Source organism: Polymorphobacter multimanifer, assembly GCF_014205635.1.
Taxonomy (GTDB): Bacteria; Pseudomonadota; Alphaproteobacteria; order Sphingomonadales; family Sphingomonadaceae; genus Sandarakinorhabdus; species Sandarakinorhabdus multimanifer.
This window is the reverse complement of sequence record NZ_JACIIV010000028.1, coordinates 23,160-46,876: the sequence shown is the minus strand read 5'-3', so window position 1 is coordinate 46,876 and position 23,717 is coordinate 23,160. Positions and strand designations below refer to the sequence as shown.

General features: G+C 61.4%; 18 protein-coding genes and 2 pseudogenes. 6 read left to right on the top strand and 14 right to left on the bottom strand.

From position 1 onward, the window contains the following. The 9 genes and pseudogenes from FHS79_RS15680 to FHS79_RS15640 form a co-directional block, all read right to left on the bottom strand. Nucleotides 1–548: pseudogene (locus FHS79_RS15680) on the bottom strand (hypothetical protein); the annotation flags it as partial. A 97-nt stretch (nt 549–645) separates the two neighbouring features. Further along, nucleotides 646–1,467 carry a DEAD/DEAH box helicase family protein gene (locus FHS79_RS15675; protein ID WP_184202286.1) on the bottom strand — a complete coding sequence of 274 codons (822 nt, stop codon included), beginning with the start codon at nt 1,465–1,467 and terminating at the stop codon, nt 646–648. A gap of 32 nt (nt 1,468–1,499) precedes the next feature. Continuing rightward, a complete protein-coding gene (locus FHS79_RS15670; protein ID WP_184202285.1) occupies nt 1,500–1,766 on the bottom strand; it encodes a hypothetical protein in 267 nt (88 codons plus the stop codon). 1,026 nt (nt 1,767–2,792) lie between these two features. Continuing rightward, on the bottom strand, nt 2,793–3,869 hold the full coding sequence (locus tag FHS79_RS15665; RefSeq protein ID WP_243452940.1) for a DNA methyltransferase: 1,077 nt from the start codon (nt 3,867–3,869) through the stop codon (nt 2,793–2,795). Between the two features lie 321 nt (nt 3,870–4,190). Next, complete coding sequence (locus tag FHS79_RS15660) at nt 4,191–5,912, bottom strand: flavin-containing monooxygenase (protein WP_243453356.1); 1,722 nt, start codon at nt 5,910–5,912, stop codon at nt 4,191–4,193. A gap of 236 nt (nt 5,913–6,148) precedes the next feature. Then, a complete protein-coding gene (locus tag FHS79_RS19465; RefSeq protein ID WP_207792390.1) occupies nt 6,149–6,301 on the bottom strand; it encodes a hypothetical protein in 153 nt (50 codons plus the stop codon). Between the two features lie 73 nt (nt 6,302–6,374). Beyond that, nucleotides 6,375–7,622, bottom strand: coding sequence for a thiolase family protein (locus FHS79_RS15650; protein WP_184202281.1), 1,248 nt, complete (start codon nt 7,620–7,622; stop codon nt 6,375–6,377). Beyond that, the gene (locus tag FHS79_RS15645) at nt 7,619–9,151 is read right to left on the bottom strand and encodes a class I adenylate-forming enzyme family protein (RefSeq protein ID WP_184202279.1); all 1,533 of its coding nucleotides are present in this window, start codon (nt 9,149–9,151) and stop codon (nt 7,619–7,621) included. Before FHS79_RS15645 ends, FHS79_RS15650 begins: the two co-directional genes overlap by 4 nt. Before the next feature lie 40 nt (nt 9,152–9,191). Further along, nucleotides 9,192–10,412 (bottom strand): cytochrome P450, encoded by a 1,221-nt coding sequence (locus FHS79_RS15640; RefSeq protein ID WP_184202277.1) that lies wholly within the window; start codon nt 10,410–10,412, stop codon nt 9,192–9,194. A gap of 157 nt (nt 10,413–10,569) precedes the next feature. Between FHS79_RS15640 and FHS79_RS15635 the strand changes: the two genes are divergently transcribed. Together FHS79_RS15635 and FHS79_RS15630 are read left to right on the top strand one after the other, a co-directional pair. Further along, nucleotides 10,570–10,887 carry an EthD domain-containing protein gene (locus tag FHS79_RS15635; protein ID WP_207792389.1) on the top strand — a complete coding sequence of 106 codons (318 nt, stop codon included), beginning with the start codon at nt 10,570–10,572 and terminating at the stop codon, nt 10,885–10,887. 11 nt (nt 10,888–10,898) lie between these two features. Further along, nucleotides 10,899–11,639 carry an SDR family oxidoreductase gene (locus FHS79_RS15630; RefSeq protein WP_184202271.1) on the top strand — a complete coding sequence of 247 codons (741 nt, stop codon included), beginning with the start codon at nt 10,899–10,901 and terminating at the stop codon, nt 11,637–11,639. A 3-nt stretch (nt 11,640–11,642) separates the two neighbouring features. Here FHS79_RS15630 and FHS79_RS15625 read toward each other — a convergent pair whose 3' ends face one another. The 3 genes from FHS79_RS15625 to FHS79_RS15615 form a co-directional block, all read right to left on the bottom strand. After that, the gene (locus FHS79_RS15625) at nt 11,643–13,217 is read right to left on the bottom strand and encodes a fatty acyl-CoA synthetase (RefSeq protein WP_184202268.1); all 1,575 of its coding nucleotides are present in this window, start codon (nt 13,215–13,217) and stop codon (nt 11,643–11,645) included. Nucleotides 13,218–13,291: 74 nt separating this feature from the next. Continuing rightward, nucleotides 13,292–15,709 (bottom strand): TonB-dependent receptor, encoded by a 2,418-nt coding sequence (locus tag FHS79_RS15620; RefSeq protein WP_184202265.1) that lies wholly within the window; start codon nt 15,707–15,709, stop codon nt 13,292–13,294. Between the two features lie 69 nt (nt 15,710–15,778). After that, entirely contained in the window at nt 15,779–16,735 is a 957-nt protein-coding gene (locus FHS79_RS15615; protein ID WP_184202262.1) for an alpha/beta hydrolase fold domain-containing protein, read from the bottom strand. Between the two features lie 245 nt (nt 16,736–16,980). Between FHS79_RS15615 and FHS79_RS15610 the strand changes: the two genes are divergently transcribed. Continuing rightward, a complete protein-coding gene (locus FHS79_RS15610; protein ID WP_184202259.1) occupies nt 16,981–18,024 on the top strand; it encodes an AraC family transcriptional regulator in 1,044 nt (347 codons plus the stop codon). A gap of 31 nt (nt 18,025–18,055) precedes the next feature. Here FHS79_RS15610 and FHS79_RS15605 read toward each other — a convergent pair whose 3' ends face one another. Beyond that, entirely contained in the window at nt 18,056–19,636 is a 1,581-nt protein-coding gene (locus FHS79_RS15605) for a flavin-containing monooxygenase (RefSeq protein WP_243453357.1), read from the bottom strand. 367 nt (nt 19,637–20,003) lie between these two features. Between FHS79_RS15605 and FHS79_RS15600 the strand changes: the two genes are divergently transcribed. Next, complete coding sequence (locus FHS79_RS15600; protein ID WP_184202257.1) at nt 20,004–22,115, top strand: PQQ-dependent dehydrogenase, methanol/ethanol family; 2,112 nt, start codon at nt 20,004–20,006, stop codon at nt 22,113–22,115. 75 nt (nt 22,116–22,190) lie between these two features. Here FHS79_RS15600 and FHS79_RS15595 read toward each other — a convergent pair. Next, a pseudogene (locus FHS79_RS15595) lies at nt 22,191–22,963 on the bottom strand (IS5 family transposase). Here FHS79_RS15595 and FHS79_RS15590 point away from each other — a divergent pair. Together FHS79_RS15590 and FHS79_RS15585 are read left to right on the top strand one after the other, a co-directional pair. Further along, nucleotides 22,962–23,315: a hypothetical protein gene (locus FHS79_RS15590; RefSeq protein WP_184202254.1), complete on the top strand. Its 354-nt coding sequence runs from the start codon at nt 22,962–22,964 to the stop codon at nt 23,313–23,315. The pseudogene FHS79_RS15595 and the gene FHS79_RS15590 sit on opposite strands and share 2 nt — an antisense overlap. A gap of 37 nt (nt 23,316–23,352) precedes the next feature. After that, a complete protein-coding gene (locus FHS79_RS15585; RefSeq protein WP_243453358.1) occupies nt 23,353–23,607 on the top strand; it encodes a winged helix-turn-helix domain-containing protein in 255 nt (84 codons plus the stop codon). Nucleotides 23,608–23,717 lie beyond the last annotated feature (110 nt).

Sequence of the window (23,717 nt, the reverse complement as noted above, 5' to 3'; positions counted from 1 at the left end):
CCCGATCGGGGGCCTTTTTGCAAACAACCGGGCCGCACCGAAAATGGCCTGCTTTTACACCGCCACACTGGCCTGGAATCCGACCGCCGTTGACAGCCAGCCGTGATGTCTTCAAGGGCCGTATCGCCAAAGAACGGCAAGAGGTGGACGCGGATGAGATCGGACTTCGACTTCACATATCCAGCATTGCGTTCGCCTAGCGTGATAACCTCAAACTCACTGGTGAACGCATTGGCGGCATCCTCGAAACTCGGACCAGTTGGCGTTCGCCGACGCCGACCATCGGCCGACGCGCCGGGTCCGGCGATAAGAGGCTGGACGGGGCTGTCCAGCAAGGGAACGCCCCCACGTCGGCGTTGGCGATCCTCTACGCAACGCTCCATATACCAGTCGCGTGCGAAGTCCTTGGCGGCAGCAAGGCTGACCTCTTTGGTGGTCTGCCGATGATTGAGGCTGCCCAGATAGGTCGAGCATTGCCAATAGCGACTGTTCTCACGCCGATAGACGTGAAGCGCTCCATCCATCAGCAGATGGCTTTCTGTCGGCATTACGAGAACTCCAAAATGTGTAAGACATGTGTAAGTCTTTTTGGAGGTCTCGTCCTTGCTCAAACCATTGGTTCTAAAGGGTTTTTGGCTTATTTTTTTAGGCTAAACACAATTTTGAGACGCAATGCGCCTCGTCGAGTACCCAAAGGCTGACCTCCCGCTGTTGCAGCGCTGAGCGGATCGAGGGAGAGCGCAACTGTTTTGGCGAGATCAGCAAGATCGCCGCGTCGCCCATCCGGACGCGTTCAAGCGCGTCATGGCGTTCGGGTATCCCTGATAGCGCATACGCCATTGGCCAGCCGATCCGCTCGTCCGACAGGCGGCCAAGGGTCTGCTCTAAACGGTGGCTGCAAGCGACACCCATCAGCAGTCGGCGGATGGCAGCATGCGCAGCAGGGAAATCGGGCGCAGGCCCGCGGAGGTGCCGAAAAAGGGCGTCGAAGCCGACTGATCCCTCGCCGCGCGACGTCAAGTAATGATACGCGAGCAGCGCGTCCGGCGCCTGCTGCGCCAGTTTTGCGAAAGCGCTGATCTGATCCGCAAGCAACTGCAACGCCAGCCGTGCGTTTGCGTCCTTCTCGGGATCGTTGATATGTCCCGCCTGGAGCCGCCCGTCACGGTAATGTTTGACGAGATGGTGGTAAGGATTTCGCGGAAAGGCCAACGGGTTGAGCCAGAGCGTGTCAACCGGCGCCGCCGCCAGAACAGCCAGCCGAGCCCTGTTGGCGACAAGATGCGGGATGTCATGGCGCAGGATATTGTGGCCGATGATGTGCTCGGCTTTTTCGCAGAACACCTCCAGCCGATCGAGTGCGGGATCAAGCGCGCCGCCGTTATGCCTGATCGATGCGTCACCATGAACGGCGGCAAAGGCAAAGAGCCGCGCCGACTTTGGATGGATTTCCAGATCGACCGACACGCAACAAGACAGGAACGGAGCGGGATCAGCTATCAAGCGCTCATCATCTCGGTGGGACGGATGACCGATACAGGAGGCAGCACTAGTGAGCCCAGACCACCAAGTACGCCTGTTTGCAAAGACCGATCGACCGCGTGAATGGCTACCGAGATTTCACTGATACAGTAAAAAACTAATGGGACCCCTGCCTCGGTGACACAGTTTCCAAAGCCGTAGACATCGGCTGGGTACAGCAGCCGTTCGCTCGTTTTAACACTGCCATGTTCGAGCATGGCAGTAACGAAGCCAGCCATTTCCACCAATGCTCAGTCCCCCGACCCCAAGCACCGTATTTGTCAGATATAGTGGGGTGCGCAAGTTCTGATTCAGCGTCGATCTCCGCCACTGTCCATCTACTTTCGATAAAATCGGTCACGAGCATCGGAGAAGCTGTCGCAGGCGGAGCCGGGGACGACATCCGAGAAAGCTTCTCGGCCGTGTCGTAGTGACTGGAAAGTAGGAAACGATCGTGGCTTACCTTGGGCTTTTTGGCGTGAGGTTTCGATGGTTTCCTTCTGGAGTCCAGAAGCAGCCTCGTGATGGCCGGTATCGAGATCAGCAGGTTGAAGCGCGAAGGTTATCTCGAATTCACACCCGCGCTTCAGGCATAATTCACGGTGACGGCAAAGGGTCGCGACTGGGTCGTCGACGCCAAGCCAGACATGTAACCGACCAGTCAATGATAGCCGGTTGATTTTGCCATCAGCGAAACCACTTGCTTGTTAGCAGCTACAGGCGCTTTGCCGTTGCACAACTAGATACCAACCTCGAGTCGTGACCGATCAGAAGTTGTTTCACACCCGATGATCGAATCAATCAATGTCACGACAGCACGCAACGCCGCTCCTGATCGCACATGGTGGAACAACGTCTACGCCGTTGGTCCCCTTGGCCATGGGCCTTGGCGGCCCCGGGATGAGCGAGGCTGCTATCCAAGATCTGGTGCAGAGCAATCCATCGTGCCTGCCGATTGCCGAAATCGATCCGCTATTCCTTAATCCCGTGCCCATGTGCAGAGAGCTTGCGACGATGCCCTAAGCATCCCCGTCCACGACCGCATCCACCGCGCGACAATTTCCGGCGAAACTTTCCACGATCTTGCCGGCGCCATTGCGGCAACGTCGGGCTGGGCGTTTCCGCGCGCCTAGGGGACGCCGTGTTGTTCGGTACCTCTGCCGGCTCCACGATTACCGGACTATCGACGTCATTTTCCCAGTCTTCCATGAGGGCCATAGCTTCGCAGACTTGATCATCGGTACTGCATCCCGACACGTCCCAACCGTTGTCTAGACACCCGCCAGCTTGGTGCGCACCTCGGCCGTGGTCGGCACCAACCCGCGCAGATGGCTGGCAGGCACTTCCACCTTGGGCAGCAGGAAGGCCGCCATATACAGATCGCAGGCCACCGCCACGTTCCACCTGGCGGGATCGGCCTTCCAGGCTTCGAACGCGGCGCGCTTTTTCTCGACTTGCCCCACAGTATCTTCAGGCATGGATTTGATGGTGCCCAGCCCCGCCGCCATCCGCCGGGGCGGCATCGCGCCGCCGCCCGCAGCGAAATCAAGCTGGCCCTGGCCCTTTTTGGCATCACGATTGCGCTGCAAATAGAACTTCGCCGCGTCCTTGTTGTCCCCGGTCCGTGGCTTGTAGGCCTCATCGGGAATGCCGTCGTCGAGCGCCCCGAGATCGAAGACGCCGAGCAGAGCATCGCCGCAGCGGATATTGGCATCGAGGAAACCAAGCGGCTGGCCAGGCGAGACGCTTTCGATCCACAGCGCCACCTTGGCGAGCTCGACCGCCATGGGGTTGCGGTCAACGCCGTGGATGCAACGCGACACGACATCGCGAAGTGCTGCCTGTACATCTTCCTTGCCGGCATCCTCGTTACGCAGCCGGGCGAACCGGTCGGCCATCCGCCGCGCCGCACCGAGCAGGAAATGACCTGAACCGCAGGCGGGATCTATAACCTTCAAGGCCAGGATAGCCGCGACCTTCTCGGCAGCCGTGGCGCCGCTAGCCTCGGCGCGCTCCAGCACCGGATCGAGCGCGGAATCGAGCAGGCATTCGACGAGGCTGTCAGGCGTGTAATAGCTGCCCGAGGTCTTGCGATCATTGCCCTTGGCGCCGCTGCCGAGCTGGAACTCGCCGGCTGCGCTGAGGCTCGGGCGGATCTCGAGCAGGCTTTCATAGACGCTGCCGAGTTCCTCGGTCTTCAGATCGCGCCAGTTGATGCGATGGGTGACGCCGTCCTTCCGGATAAATCCGAGGCAGAAAAGCGCTGCGAGAAAGCGCCGGTTGGGAATCTTGGCATCGTTGAGACTGGGCGTCGTGCTGGCGGCAAAAAGCCCGCCGAGCGCGGGCAAGCCAAGCAGGTCCTGCCCGCGCTCGAGACTGGTGGCCTGAGAGGCCTCTGGCGGTGGTTGATAAGGCCTCCCGGCTGCTTCATTTGCCCCCGGCAACTGGGGACTCGGGCCCCGGACCCCAAGATTTCGTGTGGCACCAGCTTTCGGCGGGCGGCGCGCTTTCAATAGACTGCGGCGCGGGATCGGTTTCGTCGTTCTGCCCATGAATGGAGCCTGAGGCCCTAGTCGTCGGAGGCTTTCTCGGCCACCGCCGCAGGCATCCCAAACAGCTGTCGGATGCAGCTTGGCTTTGCCGCCCTCACCGCAGAACCTCGCGGCGTTCTACTCCGCCGCTAGGTCTTGGCCAGCGCGGGCGGCTTCGAAGGCTTCAAGGCGCTCGGTGATGATCGGCAGCAGCGGCTCTGGGATAGGGGCTGGATCGGGCAAGCTGTTGAACTCGGGCTGGGCGGAGAGGATCTGTTCGCCGCGGCGGATGATGCAGCCTTCATAGCCTTTGGCGGCAACGGTGTTGCAGATGTCAGTGTAGACATTGAGACCGCCGGCGTAGGGCATGAAGCGGCGTGGCTTGCCAGGAATGTTGGCGCCCATGTACCAGCTGTTGGCGCGGGGCATGAGCGTGATGGCGGCTGTTTGATCGACGTGCAGGGACCATGCGTGTTGCGCCTGTTCGCTGGCCTCGACGCTGCCGGCCTGTGAGGCGGCGAGATGAGCAATGCAATCACTGACCCATTCGACATGCTGCTCGATGGCATTGAGCATGTTGGTGAGCACCGAGGGGCTGCCGGGGCCGGTGATGGTAAACATGTTGGGGAAGCCGGCGACCAGCAGACCGAGATAGTTGACCGGGCCTGCGGCCCAGGCTTCCTTGATGGTGCGGCCTCCGCGGCCGCGGATGTCGATGCGTTCGATGGCGCCGGTCATGGCGTCGAAGCCTGTGGCGAGGATGACGGTATCAAACGGGAATTCCGTGTCGCTGGTCTTGATACCTTTAACGGTAAAGGCTTCGATGGGGGATTCGCGCAAATCGATGAGGGAGACGTTTTCGCGATTGTACGTGGCGTAATAGCCGGTATCGACGCAGGGGCGTTTGGTGCCGAAGGGATGATCCTTGGGCGTGAGCTTGTCAGCGACGACCGGGTCTTTGACCTGTTCACGGATTTTCCGAGCGATAAAATCGGCGACGATCTTGTTAGCGTGTTCGTCGATGCCTTGATCGGCGAAGGCGCTGAGGATGCGGAAGCCGCCTATTTGCCAGCGGCGCTCAAGCTCGGCCTCGATTTCTTCAGGCGTGGCGCTTGAGATGAACTTGTCTTCGCGAACTTCATTCTGGAAGCCGTAGGGGCTGGCCTTGGAGGCGGCGGCATAGCCACGCGGATCGGCCTTCCAGCGCGCCATCTCGTCTTCGGGCACCGGACCGTTGTGGGCGGGTGTGGAGAAATTAGGGGTGCGCTGGAACACGGTAAGGTGTGCGGCCTGGGCGGCGATTTCGGGAATGGACTGGATGGCCGAGGAGCCTGTGCCGATGATGCCGACGCGCTGGCCGGCGAAATCGACGCCGTCCCGCGGCCAGCTTGAGGTGCGGATGATTCGGCCATGATAATCCTCGATGCCGGGGAAGGTGACGTCGGTGGGGACCGACAAGCAGCCGGTGGCGAGGATGAAGTGGCGGGCGGTTAGGGTTTCACTGCTGCCAAGTGTGACCAGCCAATGCTCTGCGGCTTCCTGCCAATGGGCGGCGGTGACGCGGGTGTGGAAGCGGATGCTGCGGCGCAGGTCGAACCGGTCTGCGACGTGACTGGCGTAGGCGAGAAGCTCGGACTGGGGAGCATAACGCTCGGACCAAACCCATTCCTGCTCGAGATCGGGATCGAAGGAATAGCTGTATTCGATACTTTGCGTATCGACGCGGGCACCCGGGTAGCGGTTCCAGTACCAGGTTCCGCCAACATTGCTGCCCGCCTCGATCGCCTGGACCGAAAGGCCCAGCTCCCGCAGGCGATTGATTAGGTACATGCCGGAAAAGCCTGCGCCAACGATGAGCACATCGAGATCGGTCGCGTGTTCAGTGGTCATCAGTGTCTCCCCAACGCCGTGTTTTTCTAAGCTAGCAGCGCTTTTGGCAGGAGGGTAGTTGGCGATGTCGAGAGGGCGGACAACAAGCCCGGGGCGTTGCGGCCCCCAGGCTGATTTGTCGCGCGCTGCAGCCGGTCAAGCGGCAGGTTTGGCCTCGATGGCGGCAAACGGCTTCGGCGCCATCGGCAGAACAGCTTAGATGGCTTCTACCGCTGCGTCTGCGGCGGAAGCGGAGGCTGGCATCGGCATATTGTGCGCAGCCTTGAGAGTTGGATAGTGCTTCCGCATTTTGGCGCGCCAAGCGGACGGTTGATGCCGTGGTGGCAAGTAACGCAGTTGACCTTAAGGGGATCGCCCACGGGGCCACGACGTGATGTCCGGATGTCGGTCAGCCTAAAGGGAGGTTGCCACTCAACCCGGAGCAACGCCGCCTCATCGCTGCAAGATGATCACTGAGCACGCCGCTTCATCAAAGCCCATGACACCGCCGCCATTCTCCGCCAGCGCCGTGCGGGCGCCTAAAACTTGCCGCGCACCAGCCTCTCCGCGCAGTTGCAACACCAATTCATCAATCATCGAAAGCCCCGTCGCCCCCACCGGGTGCCCCTTGCTCACCAGGCCGCCGGAAAGGTTGATGGGAATAGCACCTCCATGCGCAGTCTCACCGCTCTCCGCTAGCCGCCCACCCTCGCCAATGCCGCAAAAGCCAAGCATCTCGCTTTGATAAATCTCGCAGAACGAGGTCGCGTCATGAACTTCCGCCACGTCGATGTCCTTCGCCGTCAGGTCCGCCGCCCGGTAGGCCCGTTCAGCTGCCAGCTTCGAAAGCCCCGGTTCGTCCAGTCGCCGATATTTACCGGCAGTCATGGTGCTGGCGGCAATCCGCACCGCCCGCCCCCGCACCGCTTCTGGCTGGCGGGCCAGCCACGCGCCAGAGCACACCAGAGCCGCCGCCGCCCCGTCGCCGATCGGCGCACACATCGCCCGGGTCAGCGGCCAGCTCACCGGCCGGTCCACCAGCACCTCGTCGGCCGTCATTGCAAAGCGATATTGCGCTTTGGGGTTGTGCACGGCCGCCTGGTGGTTCTTGGCGCAGGCCATCGCAATCTGCCGCTCAGTGGTGCCATATGTGCGCATGTGCCAGGCAGCCTGCATGGCATAGGTATCCATGAAGATCGTTCGGCCTGGCCCCGGCGCAAATGGCTTACCCGCTGCCACACCGGCCGCGGCATAATAGCTCAGCCACTCCTCGCGGTCGTATTGGTCGATCCCGCCATCAAACAGCTGCACCGTCTTCTCCGGCGCACCGAGCGAAAACGTCTTTTCCACGCCCATGGCCAGGCTGAGGTCAGTCTGCCCGCTCAACACATCCTTCCATGCACCATGCAGCGCAATCGAGGCGGTGGCACATCCCCCTTCCACATTTATCACCGGCACCCGCTCCGGAAACAGCCCCTCTCGTACCAGCGGCGTCAGACAAACCTGCCCGCGAATGCTGCCCTGGCCGTCCGTCCACATCCCGCAATTGCCAAACCAGGCCATGCCGATGTCGTTGCCATTGGCCAGCCCGGCATCCGCCAACACGCCCATGTAAGCCTCGCGCGCCAAGTCCTTGTGGGATCGTTCGGAAAACTTGCCGAAGCGGCTCGAATAGCTGCCAACGATATAAACGTCTGTCATGCTGGTTGTTCCCAGGCGGCGCGCAATTCCCGCTTCAGCACCTTTCCGAGAGCATTGCGCGGAAATTCGGTCCGCAATTCGAGCCCCGCCAGCCGTTGGGTCCGCGCCAGCCGCTCATTGGCCCATGCCAGCAGCACCACCGGATCCGGCGTCCCGCGCGGGATCACCAGCGCCATCGGCGTCTCCCCCCATTTGGGGTGCGGAACGCCGATCACCGTCACATCCTGCACATCCGGATGCTCGCCGATCACCGCCTCGAGGTCCGCCGGATAGATGTTGAAGCCGCCCGAAAGGATCATGTCTTTCTTGCGGTCAACAATATGCAAAAATCCCTCGTCATCCACAAAGCCGAGATCGCCACTTCGCAAGAAGGCCCCGCCGGCCGCGTCCCGCCACATGATAGCCTCATCAAGGTCCGGTCGGTTGTGATAGCCGATCATGGTGCCTGTGCCACGGCCCACAATCTCGCCGATCTCCCCCGGCCCACACTCGACGTCATCGCTGCCCACAATGCGCATATCAAAGCCGATCACCGGTCGCCCTACAGCACCCAGACGGCGCGGTCGGTCCTGCGGCTTGCGCATCGTCGCGAAACCCTCGCTGAACCCGTAAAGTTCAAAAAGATTGGGCGTCATCCGCGCCACCACCGCATCGCGCGTGTCGGCCCGCAGCGGTGAGCCGGCCGAGAGCAACCCCTTCAGGCTCGAAAGATCATGCGCATCACATGCCGGATCATCCAGCGTTACAATGCACTGGGTCGGCACCATGAACGCATGGGTCACCCGATGCTGCTCGATCAGCGCTAGCGCGTTCGCCGCGTTGAACTGCTTCATGATCACAACGGTGCCACCCAGCAGCAGCGGCGGCAGCACCATGAACATCGTGCCGTTGGAATAAAGCGCCGTCGTCGCCAGCGCCACACTGTCCCGCGACATGCCAAGCTCAAGCGCATTGGACCACGCAAAATGCGTGCGCGCGCTGTGGCTCTGCACAATCCCCTTCGGCAAGCCGGTCGTCCCGGAGCTGTAGATGATGTTGAAGCGGTCCTCCGGCCGGCTCCACACCCCTGGATCGTCCGCGCTGGCCCCGGCCAGAAGCGTGTCGCCATCCACCCAGCCATCCGCCGAAAAACCGATGGCGATCCGCCGGATTTTGTCCGACAGCCCGGCAGCCTCCACCAGCCCGCGACAGTCTTCCGAAACAAACACCGTCTCGGCCCCGCTGTCCGCCAACATTCCCGCCAGCTGGGGCGGCGCCAGCATCCCGCTCACCGGCACCATGCAGGCCCCGGCCTTTACGATGCCGAACATCAGAAGCAGCATTTCCAGCGAATTGCCCATCACCAGTGCCACAGGCACATTACGGCCTGCCCCAAGCGCCAGCAGCGCATTGGCCACCCGGTTGGTTCCGCGGTCAAATTCGCCCCAGCTCAGCTGCCTGTCGCCGCAGATCGCTGCCGTCCGGTCAGGCGCAAAACGGGCGTGGGTCGCCCAGATTGTTGTCAGACTGGCAAAGGCCGCTTCCGTCATCGCAGGATCTTTTTCGCTATCAATCCATGAACATACCGCATCAACTGGTCAGCATCCACATGTCCCGCACACCGCGCATGGTCAGTGTGTCCATGTAAACTGCCGTATCGCTCTCTACCTTGGCATCAGGGAAGCGCGCCAGAAAACGGCCAATGGCAATGCGCCCCTCCGACCGGGCCAGAGGCGCACCCAGGCAGAAATGGATGCCATGGTTGAAGGTCAGGTGCCGGTTGGGCGTGCGCCCAATGTCAAAACGCTCAGGCGCCTCGAACACAAGGGGATCATGGTTGGCGGCATTCACCATGGCAAAAACCCGGTCGCCTGCTTTGAGCATCTTCCCGCGCAGTTCGAACGGTGCCTTCACCACGCGCACAACGGCACCCGTAGGCCCTTCGTAGCGCAGCATTTCTTCCACCGCGCCAGCAATCAGCCCAGAATCTGCAACTAGCCGCGCCTTCTGTTCCGGATTGGCGAGAAGCGCTCTGATGCCATTGCCAATAAGGTTCGTGGTCGTCTCATGGCCGGCGAACAGAAACAGGATGCACGATCCAATCACCTCATCATCGCTGATCTGCCCGGCCTGCTGCAGGCTGACAAAATGCGAAATCACATTCTCGCGCGGCCGTCGCTGCCGGTCCGCAACGGCATCCCGAAAATAGTCGGCCATCGCCACAATCCCGGCCCGTCCACTCTCATATTTGTCGTCCGAAGCTGTCGCATTGCCGAGAAATGGCTGCAAAAGCATCGACCAGTCGCGCAGTGTGTTCATGTCTCCCCGCGGAACGCCCAGCAGGTCCATGATCACGCTCGCCGGCAACGGATTGGCAAACTCACTGATACATTCGAACCGACCATCGCCACGCGCCGCAATCCGGTCAAGCAGCCCATCAGCCAGTTCGGCAATACCCTCCTCCAGCCCGCGCATCACGCCGGGCGTCACCACCTTGTTCAGCAAGCCGCGCAAACGCGTATGATCAGGCGGGTCCTTGAAGGCGACCCAGGTGTTCAGATAGTGAACAAGATCTCGCAGCTTGGCCTGTTCGGCGCCCGGCTGGTTTTCGAAAAACGGCGTCAGCCTGTCCGACGAAATGCCCTGGTTCAATTGCACGGCCTTCACATCGTCGTGCCGGGTCAAAACCCAACCCTTCAGAAGCGGTGACCAATGCACGGGATCATCTGCTTGCAACCGCAGCAACGTCTTCAGAGGCTGTTGAATCACATCAGGATCGCGCGGATCGAAAACCAGATTTTCGCTCGGCATGCGCTGCTCAAGCCTCCCCGAAATATGGCTTGCTGGTATCAGCCAGCCGTTGACATGGCAACCACTTGTTGGCTACGGTAAGCCATTAAAAAACAGGGTGAAACGCGGTTTTTCGGAGCTTCGCCAAGCCTGTATTCTTGCCTTGGGGAATATGCTCATGTTCAAGCTCATTGCACTCTGGTCGTCACCAAAAGCCGAAGACCTCTCGGCCTTCGAAACGGCATATACGAACGTACACGCGCGCCTCGCCCGCGCCCTGCCAAATCTCGCCGGCCTCGAAACCATCCGGCTCGGCGAAGGCCTTGAAGGCGCCGCCCCCGATTATCACCGCGTTGCCATCATGAGCTGGGCCGACAAGGCCGCGTTCGAACGCGATGGTCTCACGCCGGAATGGACCGCGTTGCGCACTGACGCCGGCCAGATGCTGGAACGGTTCGGCGTCTCGCTCAATTCATCCATGGGCGAAGACGCCTGAGGGCGCCGGCCATGGCCATCCTCGTCACCGGCGGCACCAAGGGCATCGGCCTCGCCATCGCCCGCCGTTTCGCCAAGCCGGACACTGATGTGTTCCTCAATTTCCGCGCCGATCTCGCCGCCGCCAATCAGGCCCGGGCCGAAATCGAAGCAGCCGGCGCCCGCTGCCATCTCGTCCAGGGCGATGTAGGCACGCCCGAAGGTGCTGCCGCCGTTCTCGCCGCCGTTGCCGCCCAAACCGATCGCCTCGACCAGCTGGTCCACTGCGCCGTCAAGGTTGTGCCAGCACCGCTGCTCACCATCGATCCCGCAGCCCTCACCGAAGCGATCAACCTCAATGGCACGGCCCTTGTCTATCTGGTGCAGGCCGCCCGGCCGCTGTTCCAGCCCGGCAGCACAGTTTTCTTCCTCTCAAGCCGGGGCAGCCGCACGCCGCTTCCCAACTATGCCGCCGTGGGTGCGGGAAAATCGCTGGCCGAAAGTCTCATCCGCTATCTCGCCATGGAGCTTGCCCCGCTCGGCGTCCGCGCCAATTGCGTCGCCCCCAGCGCCGTCGATACTCAAGCCCTGCGTCAGGTCTATGGCGACAAGACCCCCGAAATCATGCGCCAGTCTGCCGCCACCAACCCTTCGGGCCGCAACGTCGTCGATGATGATTATTGCAGCCTGATCGAGTATCTCGCCAGCCCGTCGGCCGCCATGATCCAGGGACAGGTCATCTTCGTCACCGGCGGTTCCTACCTCGCCGCCTAAACCTCAACCCCCCACAAGCGACAGTCGCAGATCCCGCTTCAAAATCTTGCCGCTCGCGTTGCGCGGCAGATTCTCAGCAAATATCACCCGCTTCGGCGCCTTGAATCCTGCCAGATGCTGCGCACAATGCGCCATCACCTCAGCCTCGCTCGGCCTATGCCCATCGCGCAGAACAATCACCGCCGTCACAGCCTCAATCCATTTGGGGTCTGGCAGCCCGATCACCGCAACTTCACTGATCGCAGCATGGCGGTAGAGTGCCTCCTCCACCTCGCGCGACGCAACATTCTCGCCGCCAGTCTTGATCATGTCCTTCTTGCGATCGACCACGGTGATATAGCCCTCGGCATCATGCGTGCCCAGATCGCCGCTATGAAACCACCCGCCCGCAAAGGCCTCCGCCGTCCGCTCCGGGTCCTGCCAATAGCCGCTCAGCAACTGCGGCGAGCGATGCACAATCTCGCCAATCTCGCCCACCGCCACCGGGTTCATCGCATCATCGACAATGCACGTCTCGACATGCAGCGTCGGCCGACCCGCCGATCCCAGCCGCTGCGCATGTTCCTCGGGAAAAAGGATCGTCGCCACAGGGGCAATCTCGGTTTGCCCATAAAGATTCCACAGCCTGAGCTGCGGCAGCAATTCGCGCAGCTCGCGCAGCACCTCCACCGGCATGATCGACGCGCCATAATATCCCTTGACCAGTCGTGACAGGTCGCAGCCACCAATATCGGGTGATCGCAACAGCGAAATCCACACTGTCGGCGGCGCAAAAAACGACGTGATCCGATGCTCGGACAGCAGCTTCAGCACATTGTCCGCCGCCGGCGAACTGGTGATGATGTTGCGTGCGCCAACATGCAGCGCCGGCCCGATCATCGCATCGAGCTGCGCACAATGAAACAGCGGCATCGCATGCAGCGCCACCGTGTCGGGTGTCCATTCGCAGTCGATGATGCAGCTCTGATACTGCCACAGCACGCTGTTGTGGGAGAGCATCGCCCCCTTGGGCCGCGATTCCGTGCCGCTGGTATAGACAATCTGCAGCAAGTCCTCGCCGCCGCGCGCTTCAGGCGCCAGCCCCGCATCGCTCCGCAGGCTCACCCATGATGGCACATCTGCCGGTGGTGACAGTCCCTCTCCGTCCATGCCAAGCAAATGCGAAACCAGCCCGGCGCCACCACCGCGCGCCGTCTCGATGGTGTGCATATCGGCAAACAGCACCCGCGCCCCGGAATGTTCAAGGATGTAGCGCACATCATCGACCGTCAGCATGAAGTTGATCGGCACCAGAACCGCATCGGCCCGCGCAATCGCAAAGCGCAGGGCCATGAAGGCATGGCTGTTGCGCGCCAATATCGCCACACGGTCGCCGGGCATCACGCCCAGCGCGCGCAGTCCCGCCGCCAGACGCTCCATCTCTTCATGAAATTCGGCATAGCTCCAGGTCACGTCGCCGCAGATGATCGCCGTCTTGTCGCCGTGCCGCTCTGCCGCCCGGCGCAGCATGGTCGAAAGCGACTGCGCCCGCGCCTGCGCGATGGCTGAGGAGTCGGTCCGGTTTGTCTCTGAGGCCATGGTCAGCTTTCCATCGTACGCAAAAACAAAGGGAGGCATGCGGTCCGCACGCCTCCCTTCAGACGGCGGAGATCTCAGTTCCAGCGGACCCGCAAAGACATCCCGTAAGTGACCGGCATGCCCACCGCCTGGGTGATGATGTTGTTGTAGGAGATGATGTTCTGGACATTGAAGGTGTTGAAGATGTTCTTGCCCCAAGCCGTCACCGTCAGCTTCTCACCCGGAAAGGTATAGCCGATCCGCGCATCGACCAGCGTGTAGCCGTCGATGTTGAACGGCACCCGGTTGGTCCAGCGATTGACGCCATTGTCGGGGATCGCCAGCTCGTCACCGGCGATATAGGCCGCCTGATCGGTGCGGAAATTGACCGAGGTGCCAACGAAGAATTCGCCGTCATTTGCCGTCGGGATGCGGTAGTCGATGTCGCCGATCAGCGTCCATTCGGGCGCGAACGGCAGCTTGCTGCCAGCAAAGTCCTTCTGGTCGCCGAACACGGTGATGCCCGAATATTCCTGGACCTTCGTCTTCAGGTAGCTCGCCGAACCGGTCAAGGTGAGACCATCAACCGGGCGGACCACGATGTCTGTTTCAAAGCCAAGGATATACGACCGCGGAACGTTATCGAGCCGCTGCAGCAGCCCGAACAAGCCGGTATTGACCGTGCCCTGGATCTGCTTGTTGCGGTAATCCTGATAAAAGGCCGCGCCCCTCCATGTGATGGCATTGTCGGCCAGCCGCGTCTTGAAGCCCGCCTCGTACGATGTCACCGATTCCTGCGTGGCCGGAAAGAACACCGCCTGCGTCGACCCTGTGATCACCGGGAAGGCGCCGGCCTTGTAGCCGCGCGAGATGTTCGCATAGAGCAGCGTATCGTCGGTCACCTGGTAGTCGATCCCGCCCGTGAACGAGATGTTGTCCTGCTTCAGGTCGATCAGCAGCGGCCCGCCGGGCACCCCGCCGGTGCCGATCGGCAGATTGTTCTCGTTCAATGAATAGCAGTCGCCCGGCCCGAGCGGAACGGTCTGGCCGGCGAGCAGCTCGCCCAACAGGGTGAACAGCTCCTGCACATTCTGGCTGGGCACAAGGTCGGTATTGCACATCGAGTTGGCGTTGCTGGTGTTCGTGTAGCGGACGCCACCCTTCAGTTTGATCCGGTCCGTCACATCATATTCGCCGCTGGCAAACGCAGCATAGTTGTTCATCACACCCGAATTCTGAATCGTGCTGATGAAGATGAAGTTGTTGGCAGCACTCGCCAGCGAGTTGGCACCATAGGTGATGTCCTGCTCCTGATCGACTTCGCTGTAATTGTATGTGGCACCCACGGTCCAGCGGAACTGCGCCCCCGACGCCGCGTTTGAAAGACGGACTTCCTGGCTGAAGTCGAAAATCCGGCCATTGTCGCGCGGGTTATCGACCAGTTCGAACCGCGAGCCGTCGAGGTCGAACGACATCTGCTGGCTCAGCGTGTTGAAGGTGGTGATCGAGGTCAGGTCGATGCTGTCCGAGACCTCATAGTCGGCGCGCAGGAAGCCCTGGAACAGGCGCCGGTTGCCACGCGGGTCGGGATTGGCCGTCGGGTCCTGAAACTCATTGCCTACACGGCCCGTCGTCGACCAGTCGGCGGCACGCAGGTCGCGCGGCGTCAATGGCGTTGTCAGTTCCTCAACCGTGGGCGCGGCGGGGTTGGAGGGCAGCGAGGCGATTATCTGCAGCGCTTGCGGCTGCGACCTGTCCACCGAGCCATTGAGGTTCAGCTCGAACTTCAGCTTGTCGGTCGGCTCCCAAACCGTGATCAGGCGGGCGGCGACATAGCCCTGCTGGCCGTTGGTGTCGGGCCGGGTGAAACTATACTGCCAGTCATCGCGGTGCCCGGCGTCTATGGCAAGGCGCATGCCAATCGTGTCGCTGATCGGGCCGCTGATAAAGGCTGTCCCGTTGATCTCGTTGAAGCGGCCATAGTTGATGTTGAACCCGGCCTGCAGCTCATCGGTCGGCTTTGCAGCCACGAAGTTGATCGCACCACCGGTCGAGTTCTGGCCGAACAGCGTGCCCTGCGGCCCCTTCAGGACCTCGACACGCTCAAGGTCATACATCGAGCGGCCCGAAAGCACGGGGAAGGACATCGGCGCCTGGTCCATTGAAAGGCTGACGGCGGGATAGACGCCGAGCGAGTCCGCGTTGAAGCCGACGCCGCGCAATGTCCAGACCGGCGTGCCGTGTGTCGATGGCGATAACGCAAGGCTCGGCACCGAGCTCGCAAGCTCTTCGATCCGCACGATATTCCGATCCTGCAGCATCGAGCTGTCGAACGCCACCACGCTCGACCCGACCTTGCTCAGGTTCTCGGCGCGCTTGTTGGCGGTCACGATGATCTCGCCGTACATCTGCTGCTCTTGATCAGCAGCAGCCGCGGCAAAAGCCGGTTGCGTGGCGCAAAGTGCGATCAGCGCAGTGGAAGAGGCCAATACACAATAAACGATCTTCTTCATATAACTCTCCCCAGGGTCTATACGATTTTTTTGTTTTTATTATTGTTATTATTCAATAACTTTTTGTAATTAGCGACGAATGGTGTCAGCGAATAACAAAACAGCCCTCCGGATGATCCGGTCAGCCGTCGGAAAGGCCGCCCGCATGGTGGCAATGCCGTGAATGAGACCGCTCGCCTCCACCAGATGCGTTTCAATACCCATAGCCGCCATCCTCGCCGCCAACGCCCGGCCCTGGTCCCGCAACGGGTCAAGCCCTGCCGTCACGATGACCGCAGGTGCCAGATCAGCCGGCAGCGGATGCAAGCCCGGCGAGGCTTCCGCGCCACCCCGGTCAGCATGGTTGGGCAGATAGTCGTCAATAAACCGATCCATCAACTTCCGGTCGAGAATGAAGCCCTCGGCGAAGTCGAGGTATGAGCCCTGCTCCGGCGCAGTGGAATCGACCAATGGATAGATCAGCAGCTGCGCCACCACGGTGCCGACCATCTCGCGCGCCACATACAATGCCAAATTGCCACCAGCGCTGTCTCCCGCCACAGCCAGCCCCGTCACGTTCGCCTCCAGCTCTGCGGGGCTGCCCGCCAAGTAGCGCGCAGCCACCATGCAGTCATCATGCGCCGCCGGGAAAGGATGCTCGGGCGCCAGACGATAATCCACCGCCACCACCCTTAGGCCGGTCGCCGCCGCCAGCAGCGTGCAGAGCGGATTATGTGTATCGAGATCACCGATCACCCAACCACCGCCATGCGTGTACAAGATCACCGGGCCAGCCTCGGCCACTCCCGGAAAATAGGCCCTCATCCGGCAGCCGGCCGCCACAAAGTCGCTCGTTCGCACGCTGGCTTCGGCCGGCACATCGAACACCGCCCCCATCTGCAGATAGGTGGCCCGCATATCGGCCGCGGTCATGTCCGCCAGATGAGGACCGCCCTGCTCGGCCACCCCGGCCAGAACAGCGGCAGTTTCAGGAAGGATGAAAGGACCGCTCATTCGCCGCGCTCCATCAAGCAGCAGCACGAGCACCACGCCACCGGCCGGCCTGGCATTTGCTGCATCTTCAGCGCCGCAGCAAACTGCGGGCGGCCATCCAATTTCGTCACGGCATGTGATTGAAAAATATACATACCCCCCCCTATTCTTCTAGGACAAGGTTGATGGCTTTGCGCTCGTGCCACCATGACTATAGTCGCCAACTTATTGACACATGCGGCCAACGGCCGGTAGCGTTCCCGCAATAAAAAAACACAGTTCTTCGGGGGGTGGACAGTATGGACACCAAGGCTCTCTACGCGGCGCTGCCGGATTTGAGTGCGCGTATCATGCGTAACGCGCTGGTGAACGATTTTAACCTCGATTGGAGCGCCTTCTGCCGGAACAGCAGCCTCCGGCCGGTGCTCCTCGATGATCTGGCAAGCGAGCTTTTGGTCCAGGAGGAAATTCTGCTTCAGCAGGGGTTTGCCGATTTCACCGCCAACGCACCCACCATCTGGTTCGATATCGGCCTCCGCTATCGCTCCATCAAATACGGCTCGCTCGGTCTCGCCATGATGACAGCCGGAACCTTGGGGGAGGCGCTGCAGATCGCCTGCCGCTACCAGTCGCTCACCTATTCGCTGATCAACTATCACTATGTTCCGAATACCAACGGCGCCTGCGCGCTCGTCGGCTCCTGGAGCGGCAGCTTCCTCAATCTCCACGATTTCACCGAGCATCGTGATCTCGGCGCCATCCGAACCTTGGTGGCCGATCTCATGGGCGGTAATCTGCCGCTGGAGCGCGTCACCGTACGCGCTGCCCCCCCGCACAACTGGTCCGAGCTGCGAAAGTATTTCCCGTGCCCCGTCGAGTTCGATGCCGATCAGACACAATGGATCTTCAAGCCTGGCGCCGCCAATCTCCCCCTGCCGCTCGCAGATAATGAATTGCTGTCGCTCTATTGCTCACGCTGCGATCGGGCCCTCGACCGCACCAAGCCCAGCGGCCTCATCCGCGATCGACTGGCCGAGCGGCTGATCCGCAGCGACGGCTCCTCGCTCAGCGCCGTAGAGGCCGCTCATCTCTTCGCACTCTCGGAGCGCACCCTCCACCGCCGCCTCGCCGAGGAAGGCACACGCTTCTCCACCCTTGTCGATGACGCCCGCTACGCCCGCGCCCGGGAATTGCTGCTCGATCGGCGCAACACCATTGAAATAGTCGCCTTCGCCCTCGGCTATGCCGAACCCTCCAGCTTCTCCCGCGCCTTCAAGCGCTGGGCCGGCGTCGGCGCGCTCGAGTATCGCCGCCAGAAGCTCGGCCTGGAGATTGGCCATTGAACCAAGCCCATGCCGACCAAGGCCAGCCCACTCAACTGTACGAAAATTCCTCGCCATCAAGGTCGATCGCCGGAATGTCCTGAGCCTCCAGCCAATAGTCCTGCGAATGCCGCCATTCCGGCAAGTCGCCCAGCCGCTTGGGCATCTTGGCCATGTCCCGCTTCAGATAGCCGGGATTGAAATTGTCATCTTCGATCCACGGCGTCAGCGCCTCGCCCGCCAACGATTGCGGCACCACGATTCCCACCTCGGATGCCTGCCGCTCATCCATATGTTTTAGCAGCCGGCACACAAAGTCGCCGAGCAGATCAACCCGCAACGTCCAGGCCGCGCGGAAATAGCCAAAAACCCACAGCATGTTGGGCACGCCGGCGAACATCATGCCGCGATAGGTCGGCGTGCTGGACCAATCCACCGTCTTCCCATCAACCTCGAACGTGATGCCCCCCATCACCAACAGCTTGAAGCCGGTTGCCGCCACCACAATGTCGGCCTCCAGATCGTCGCCCGAGCCGAGATGCATGCCCGTCGGGGTGAAATGGTCGATGGTGTCCGTCACCGCCGAAACCTTCCCCTCCCTGATCCGCTCGAACATGTCGCCATCGGGAACAAACGCCAGCCGCTGCTGCCACGGCCGATAGCTCGGCGTGAAATGCGGTTCGAACTGGAAGTCCGGCCCGGCATATTGACGGATCATCTCCTTCAGTTCCTCAAACACCATATCCGGCTCTTCCCGCGATCGCCGGTCGAGCGTTTTCAGATTATCCAGATAGTCCAGCCGCGCGCAGCGATGCACCGTCTCCTCGTCCACCCCAATGGCCCGCAGCCGGTCCGCCAGATCGCTTCGGTTCGGATAGCAGAAGAAATAGGTGGGAGAGCGCTGCAGCATCGTCACGTGCGCCGCCTTGTCGGCCATCGCCGGAATCACGGTCGCAGCCGTAGCACCGGATCCGATGACCACCACCCGCTTGCCGGCATAGTCCATGTTCTCGTCCCACTTCTGGGCATGAACCAGCTTTCCCCCAAAATTTTCCATGCCGGGCCAGTCAGGCAGATAGGGGTTTTCATGGTCATAATAGCCCTGACACATCCACATGAACCGCGCCCGATAAGTCGCGCCGGCCGATCCGTCACGGCGCCGCGTCTCCACCGTCCAGCGCTTCTCCTCACTGGACCATGAACAGCGCACGATTACCGTGCCAAAATGCATGGCCCGGCCAAGATCAGCATCCGCCACCACCTGCCGTAGGTATTTTCGGATCTCGTCCGCCGTCGCAATCGGCGGCCCCACCCATGGTTTGAACCGATAGCCGAAGGTGTAAAGATCGGAGTCCGATCGCACCCCCGGATAGCGATGGGTGTGCCAAGTCCCGCCAATGTCCTCCTTCGCCTCCAGGATGGCGAAGCTCTTGTCCGGACATTGTGTCTGCAGATGATAGGCGCTGCCGATGCCGGAAATCCCCGCACCCACAATCAACACATCATACTCCCGCACCGCGGTCGCGTCGCTCGGCACCAATTGTTCCAGCACGTCGGGCACATCACCCTCCTCGTCCAAAATCACCAACACCGGCAAGGCAGCGCTCCACACGCGCTCTGCCGAAATTTCCACCAAACCAAAATGCCCAGATGACCGCCACAATGGCAATTGCGCGAACTGCCAACAATCTGCCCGTGTTCGCCACCACCCCGGATATCACGCACCACACCCCTCCCAAATTGTGGGGGATTCCGGCCGCCAGCACCGTCCCGACAGCACCCGTCAGACACCCCTCCCGAGCCCGCTCAACGTTCGCAAAAGACCCCTGAAACAGCCCCGCCGAACCGCCTGCCAAACCCTATGTTGCGGCCATTGCACACAGCAGGAGGTCTATTGCCGCCGCCAAAACTGGTGATAACATGAACGGGGCGAGAATTCCTGGGGAGGAAATCATGAATATTTTTAAAGGAGTTAGCGTTTTAGCACTCGCAACCAGCCTATGGGTATTGCCCATCGCGCAAGGCGGGGCTGCCACTTCGCCAGCCGCACAGGTCACTGCACAGCGGCTTCTCGCCACGCCGCCGACCCCGGCAACTGGATGACTCACGGCGGCACTTACGCCGAGCAGCGCTTCGCCAATCTCGATCAGATCACCGCCGCCAATGTTGACAAGCTCGGCCTCGCCTGGAGCTATGAGCTTGACACGAACCGCGGGCAGGAAGCCACACCGCTAGTCATCGATGGTGTAATGTACACCACCACCGCCTGGTCAAAGGTCGTCGCCCTTGATGCCGCCACCGGTAAGGAACTCTGGACCTATGATCCCGAAGTTCCCAAGGATCGCGGCCACGCGGCTTGCTGCGACGTCGTCAATCGCGGCGTAGCCGCCTGGAACGGCATGCTCTTCCTCGGCGCTCTCGATGGCCGGCTCATCGCGCTTGATGCCGCCACAGGCAAGGTCAAATGGTCCACTGTCACCATCGATCAGAGCCAGCCCTACACCATCACTGGCGCTCCACGCGTCGTGAAGGGCATGGTCATGATCGGCAACGGCGGCGCAGAGCTCGGTGTGCGCGGCTACGTCAGTGCCTATGACGCCATGACCGGCAAGAAAGTCTGGCGCTTTTACACCATCCCCGGCGATCCCTCGAAGGGTCCCGACGGTGAAGTCTCTGATGAAGTCCTGAGAGCCAAAGCTGGTGACACATGGTCCGGAAAGTATTGGCAGGCCGGTGGTGGCGGCACGGTGTGGGATGCCATCGTCTATGATCAGGAACTGGATCAACTGTACATCGGTGTCGGCAACGGCAGCCCCTGGAACCACAAGGTCCGCTCAGATGGCAAGGGCGACAATCTCTTCCTGTCGTCGGTCGTGGCCCTCAATCCCGATACTGGAAAATATCTCTGGCACTATCAGGGTACACCGGGAGACACTTGGGATTTCACCCAGACCCAGCCGATCACTCTCGCAACGCTCCCCATCGAGGGCAAAAAGCGCAAGGTGTTGATGCAGGCCCCCAAAAACGGCTTTTTCTATGTCATCGACCGTGAAAATGGCAAGCTTATCTCGGCCAAAGGCTTCGTTCCGCAAACCTGGACCACCGGCGTCGATATGGCAACCGGCCGCCCCATCGAAGTGGCCGGCCAGCGCTACCCTGACAAGACTACGGCACTGGTCTCGCCGTCGGCTCTGGGCGCCCACAATTGGCATCCGATGGCCTTCAGCCCCCAAACAGGTCTGGTCTACCTGCCAGCGCAGGAGATCCCCGGTGCCTACAAAACAGATACCGGCTATTCGCACAAGCAAGGCGCGTGGAATCTCGCGGTCGCCTGGGCCCTCAACGCCCCCACCAACAGCCTCGAGGCCACCAGGACCACACGGGCCATGTTGAAGGGCCAGTTGGTCGCCTGGGATCCGGTCAAGCAGCAGGAAGCCTGGCGCGTCCAATATGATGGCCCTTGGAACGGCGGCGCACTGGCCACGGCTGGCAATCTTGTCTTTCAGGGGAACGCCAAGGGCGGCTTTCAGGCTTTTGACGCAGCCAATGGCAAGACGCTCTGGTCATTCAGTTCCGAACGCGGCATCGGAGCCGGGCCGATCAGCTATATGGTGGGCGATACGCAATATGTGGCCGTGATGGCCGGCTATGGCGGCGCATGGGGCATGGCCGGCGGCCTGCCCGATGGCCCTCAGCGCATCCAGCCCAATGGCCGGGTGCTGGTATTCAAGCTCGGCGGAACGGAGAAGCTGCCGGCTTATGAATCGCCTGAACTGGCGCCACCCAATCCGCCGAAAGATCGCTTCACAAAGGCCCAAATCGCCACCGGTAAGGACATTTACGAGGGCAATTGCGGCATCTGCCATGGCGGCGGCGCCCGCTCCAGCGGTCTCGTGCCAGATCTGCGCCGTGCCAGAGCCCTGTCAGAACCAAAGCTCTGGTCCGAAGTGGTCCACGGTGGCCTGCTGCGCGAGCAGGGGATGGTCAGTTTCGCCAAATGGTTCTCCAAGAGCGAGATCGAGGCCGTACGCGCCTATGTTGGTGAGCAGGCCAAATTCCTGGCCACAGAAGAAGGCCAGCGGTTGGAACGCGAAGGCGCGCTCGGGCAGTAAGCCTGCACCGGCGCCGCCCACGTCAGCCGGCTGGCCTTCTTCGCCCTTTGTATGGCGTCGGCGAAGCCGTTAGCCTCACAAGCGCGGTACACCGAGCGGATAGTACGTTGGGCCAATAGCCCTGCAGCGGCTACAAGAGCGCTTCGCAAAGCCCCCTGCCCGCCCCATTGCCCGCCGCAAGCGCCAATTCCGGGACAGGGTCACCCGCCATGGACGCTTACGTTCATGCGTCGGAATGAGGCGCTTGCTAAAGCAGGGCTTCCACTTGCGATTGCTCTTCGGCGGGATGTTGGGCGTGGCCCCCTGGTCGTGGATCATCTCGCGGATGCGGTCAGCGTCATAGGCCTTGTCGGCTAGCACGATGGTGCGCGGGCCGAGATGGTCGAGCAGCGTGTCGACGATTTGCCCATCGTGCGCCTGCCCAGCGGTCAAGCCGAGCTGGATCGGGAGCCCTTGCGCGTCGACGACGACGTGGATCTTGATTGTGAGGCCGCCGCGTGATCAACCGAGAAAATGATCTGGACCCCCTTTTCTGCCGTCGCAGCCTGCTGGTGCGCCCGGATGGAAGTGCTGTCCACCATCTGGATTTCGCCATCGTGCGCAGCGCTGATGGCGTTCATCAGGCGGCCCCAAACGCCTGCATCTCGCCATCGATTGAAGCGGTTATAGCACGTCGTGCGCGGGCCATAGCGCTCTGGCAGATCGCGCCACGGCGCGCCGGAACGCAGCACCCAGAAGATGCCGTTCAGCACGCGCCGGTCATCCACGCGCGGCACACCTGGCGGCTTGTTGGGCAGAAGCGGCTCGATCACGCGCCACTCGAAATCGGTTAGATCATATCGGCTCATGCCGATGCTGAATCAGAACCAAGCGAGAAAGAAAAGCCATCCGGTCACACGTATGTTGCCGTTTCAAGCACATGTCCCTTACAACATCGGGATGGATGATGATCAGGAGCAAGCCGCGAACGACGCATTGCAGACCACTTTCCACGAAGCGGCCCACCAGTTCTCCATAGTGTTGAAAGAGCTTCACCGGACGAACCCTTGGCCCGAGAATAGGGTTTTGGGTCCGGCTATCAATCTGCTTGCGACCGAGTTGTGGGACCGTTGCTTCAGCCTCACCGAAATCTCTTCCGCTCTAACCGATGCAGCGGCTGAACTGCCGCGCTATGCAGCCGGCGACGAGCTCCGTCCCTGACGTCGATTAATGGGTTTACGGCCTAGTTGGCCATGGCGTGACACGCGACGGCGACGCGGTGCACCTGACGCGCAAAGAGAACGACGTGCTGGCAATGCTCGCCCGCAGCCCCGGCCGTGTGGTGACGCACAGAGCACTGCTCACCGCCGTCTGGCCAGATGTCACCGACCCGCCCATGGAGTATCTGCGCATCGTGGTGCGAAACTTGCGCCAGAAACTCGAAACCGACCCGTCCCGCCCGACGCTCCTTCGCAACGAAACGGGAATTGGTTATCGGCTCTCGACCGACTGAGCCAGAGCCATAACGAAGCCCGTCGGCGGCAAGGCTGTAAAGGGGCACCGGGGCAGGTCCCAAGCGTCCGTAAGGGGACCGTTCGGTGTCGGCAGCACGAGATACTCTGG

What these genes read in the sequence shown, in the direction of transcription:
- FHS79_RS15600 (WP_184202257.1), top strand. Translation starts at nt 20,004, where the DNA reads ATGGGTATTGCCCATCGCGCAAGGCGGGGCTGCCACTTCGCCAGCCGC.
- FHS79_RS15640 (WP_184202277.1), bottom strand. Translation starts at nt 10,412, where the DNA reads ATGCCGAGCGAAAATCTGGTTTTCGATCCGCGCGATCCTGATGTGATT.
- FHS79_RS15650 (WP_184202281.1), bottom strand. Translation starts at nt 7,622, where the DNA reads ATGACAGACGTTTATATCGTTGGCAGCTATTCGAGCCGCTTCGGCAAG.
- FHS79_RS15590 (WP_184202254.1), top strand. Translation starts at nt 22,962, where the DNA reads ATGCCGATGCTGAATCAGAACCAAGCGAGAAAGAAAAGCCATCCGGTC.
- FHS79_RS15645 (WP_184202279.1), bottom strand. Translation starts at nt 9,151, where the DNA reads ATGACGGAAGCGGCCTTTGCCAGTCTGACAACAATCTGGGCGACCCAC.
- FHS79_RS15625 (WP_184202268.1), bottom strand. Translation starts at nt 13,217, where the DNA reads ATGGCCTCAGAGACAAACCGGACCGACTCCTCAGCCATCGCGCAGGCG.
- FHS79_RS15610 (WP_184202259.1), top strand. Translation starts at nt 16,981, where the DNA reads ATGGACACCAAGGCTCTCTACGCGGCGCTGCCGGATTTGAGTGCGCGT.
- FHS79_RS15630 (WP_184202271.1), top strand. Translation starts at nt 10,899, where the DNA reads ATGGCCATCCTCGTCACCGGCGGCACCAAGGGCATCGGCCTCGCCATC.
- FHS79_RS15620 (WP_184202265.1), bottom strand. Translation starts at nt 15,709, where the DNA reads ATGAAGAAGATCGTTTATTGTGTATTGGCCTCTTCCACTGCGCTGATC.
- FHS79_RS15635 (WP_207792389.1), top strand. Translation starts at nt 10,570, where the DNA reads ATGTTCAAGCTCATTGCACTCTGGTCGTCACCAAAAGCCGAAGACCTC.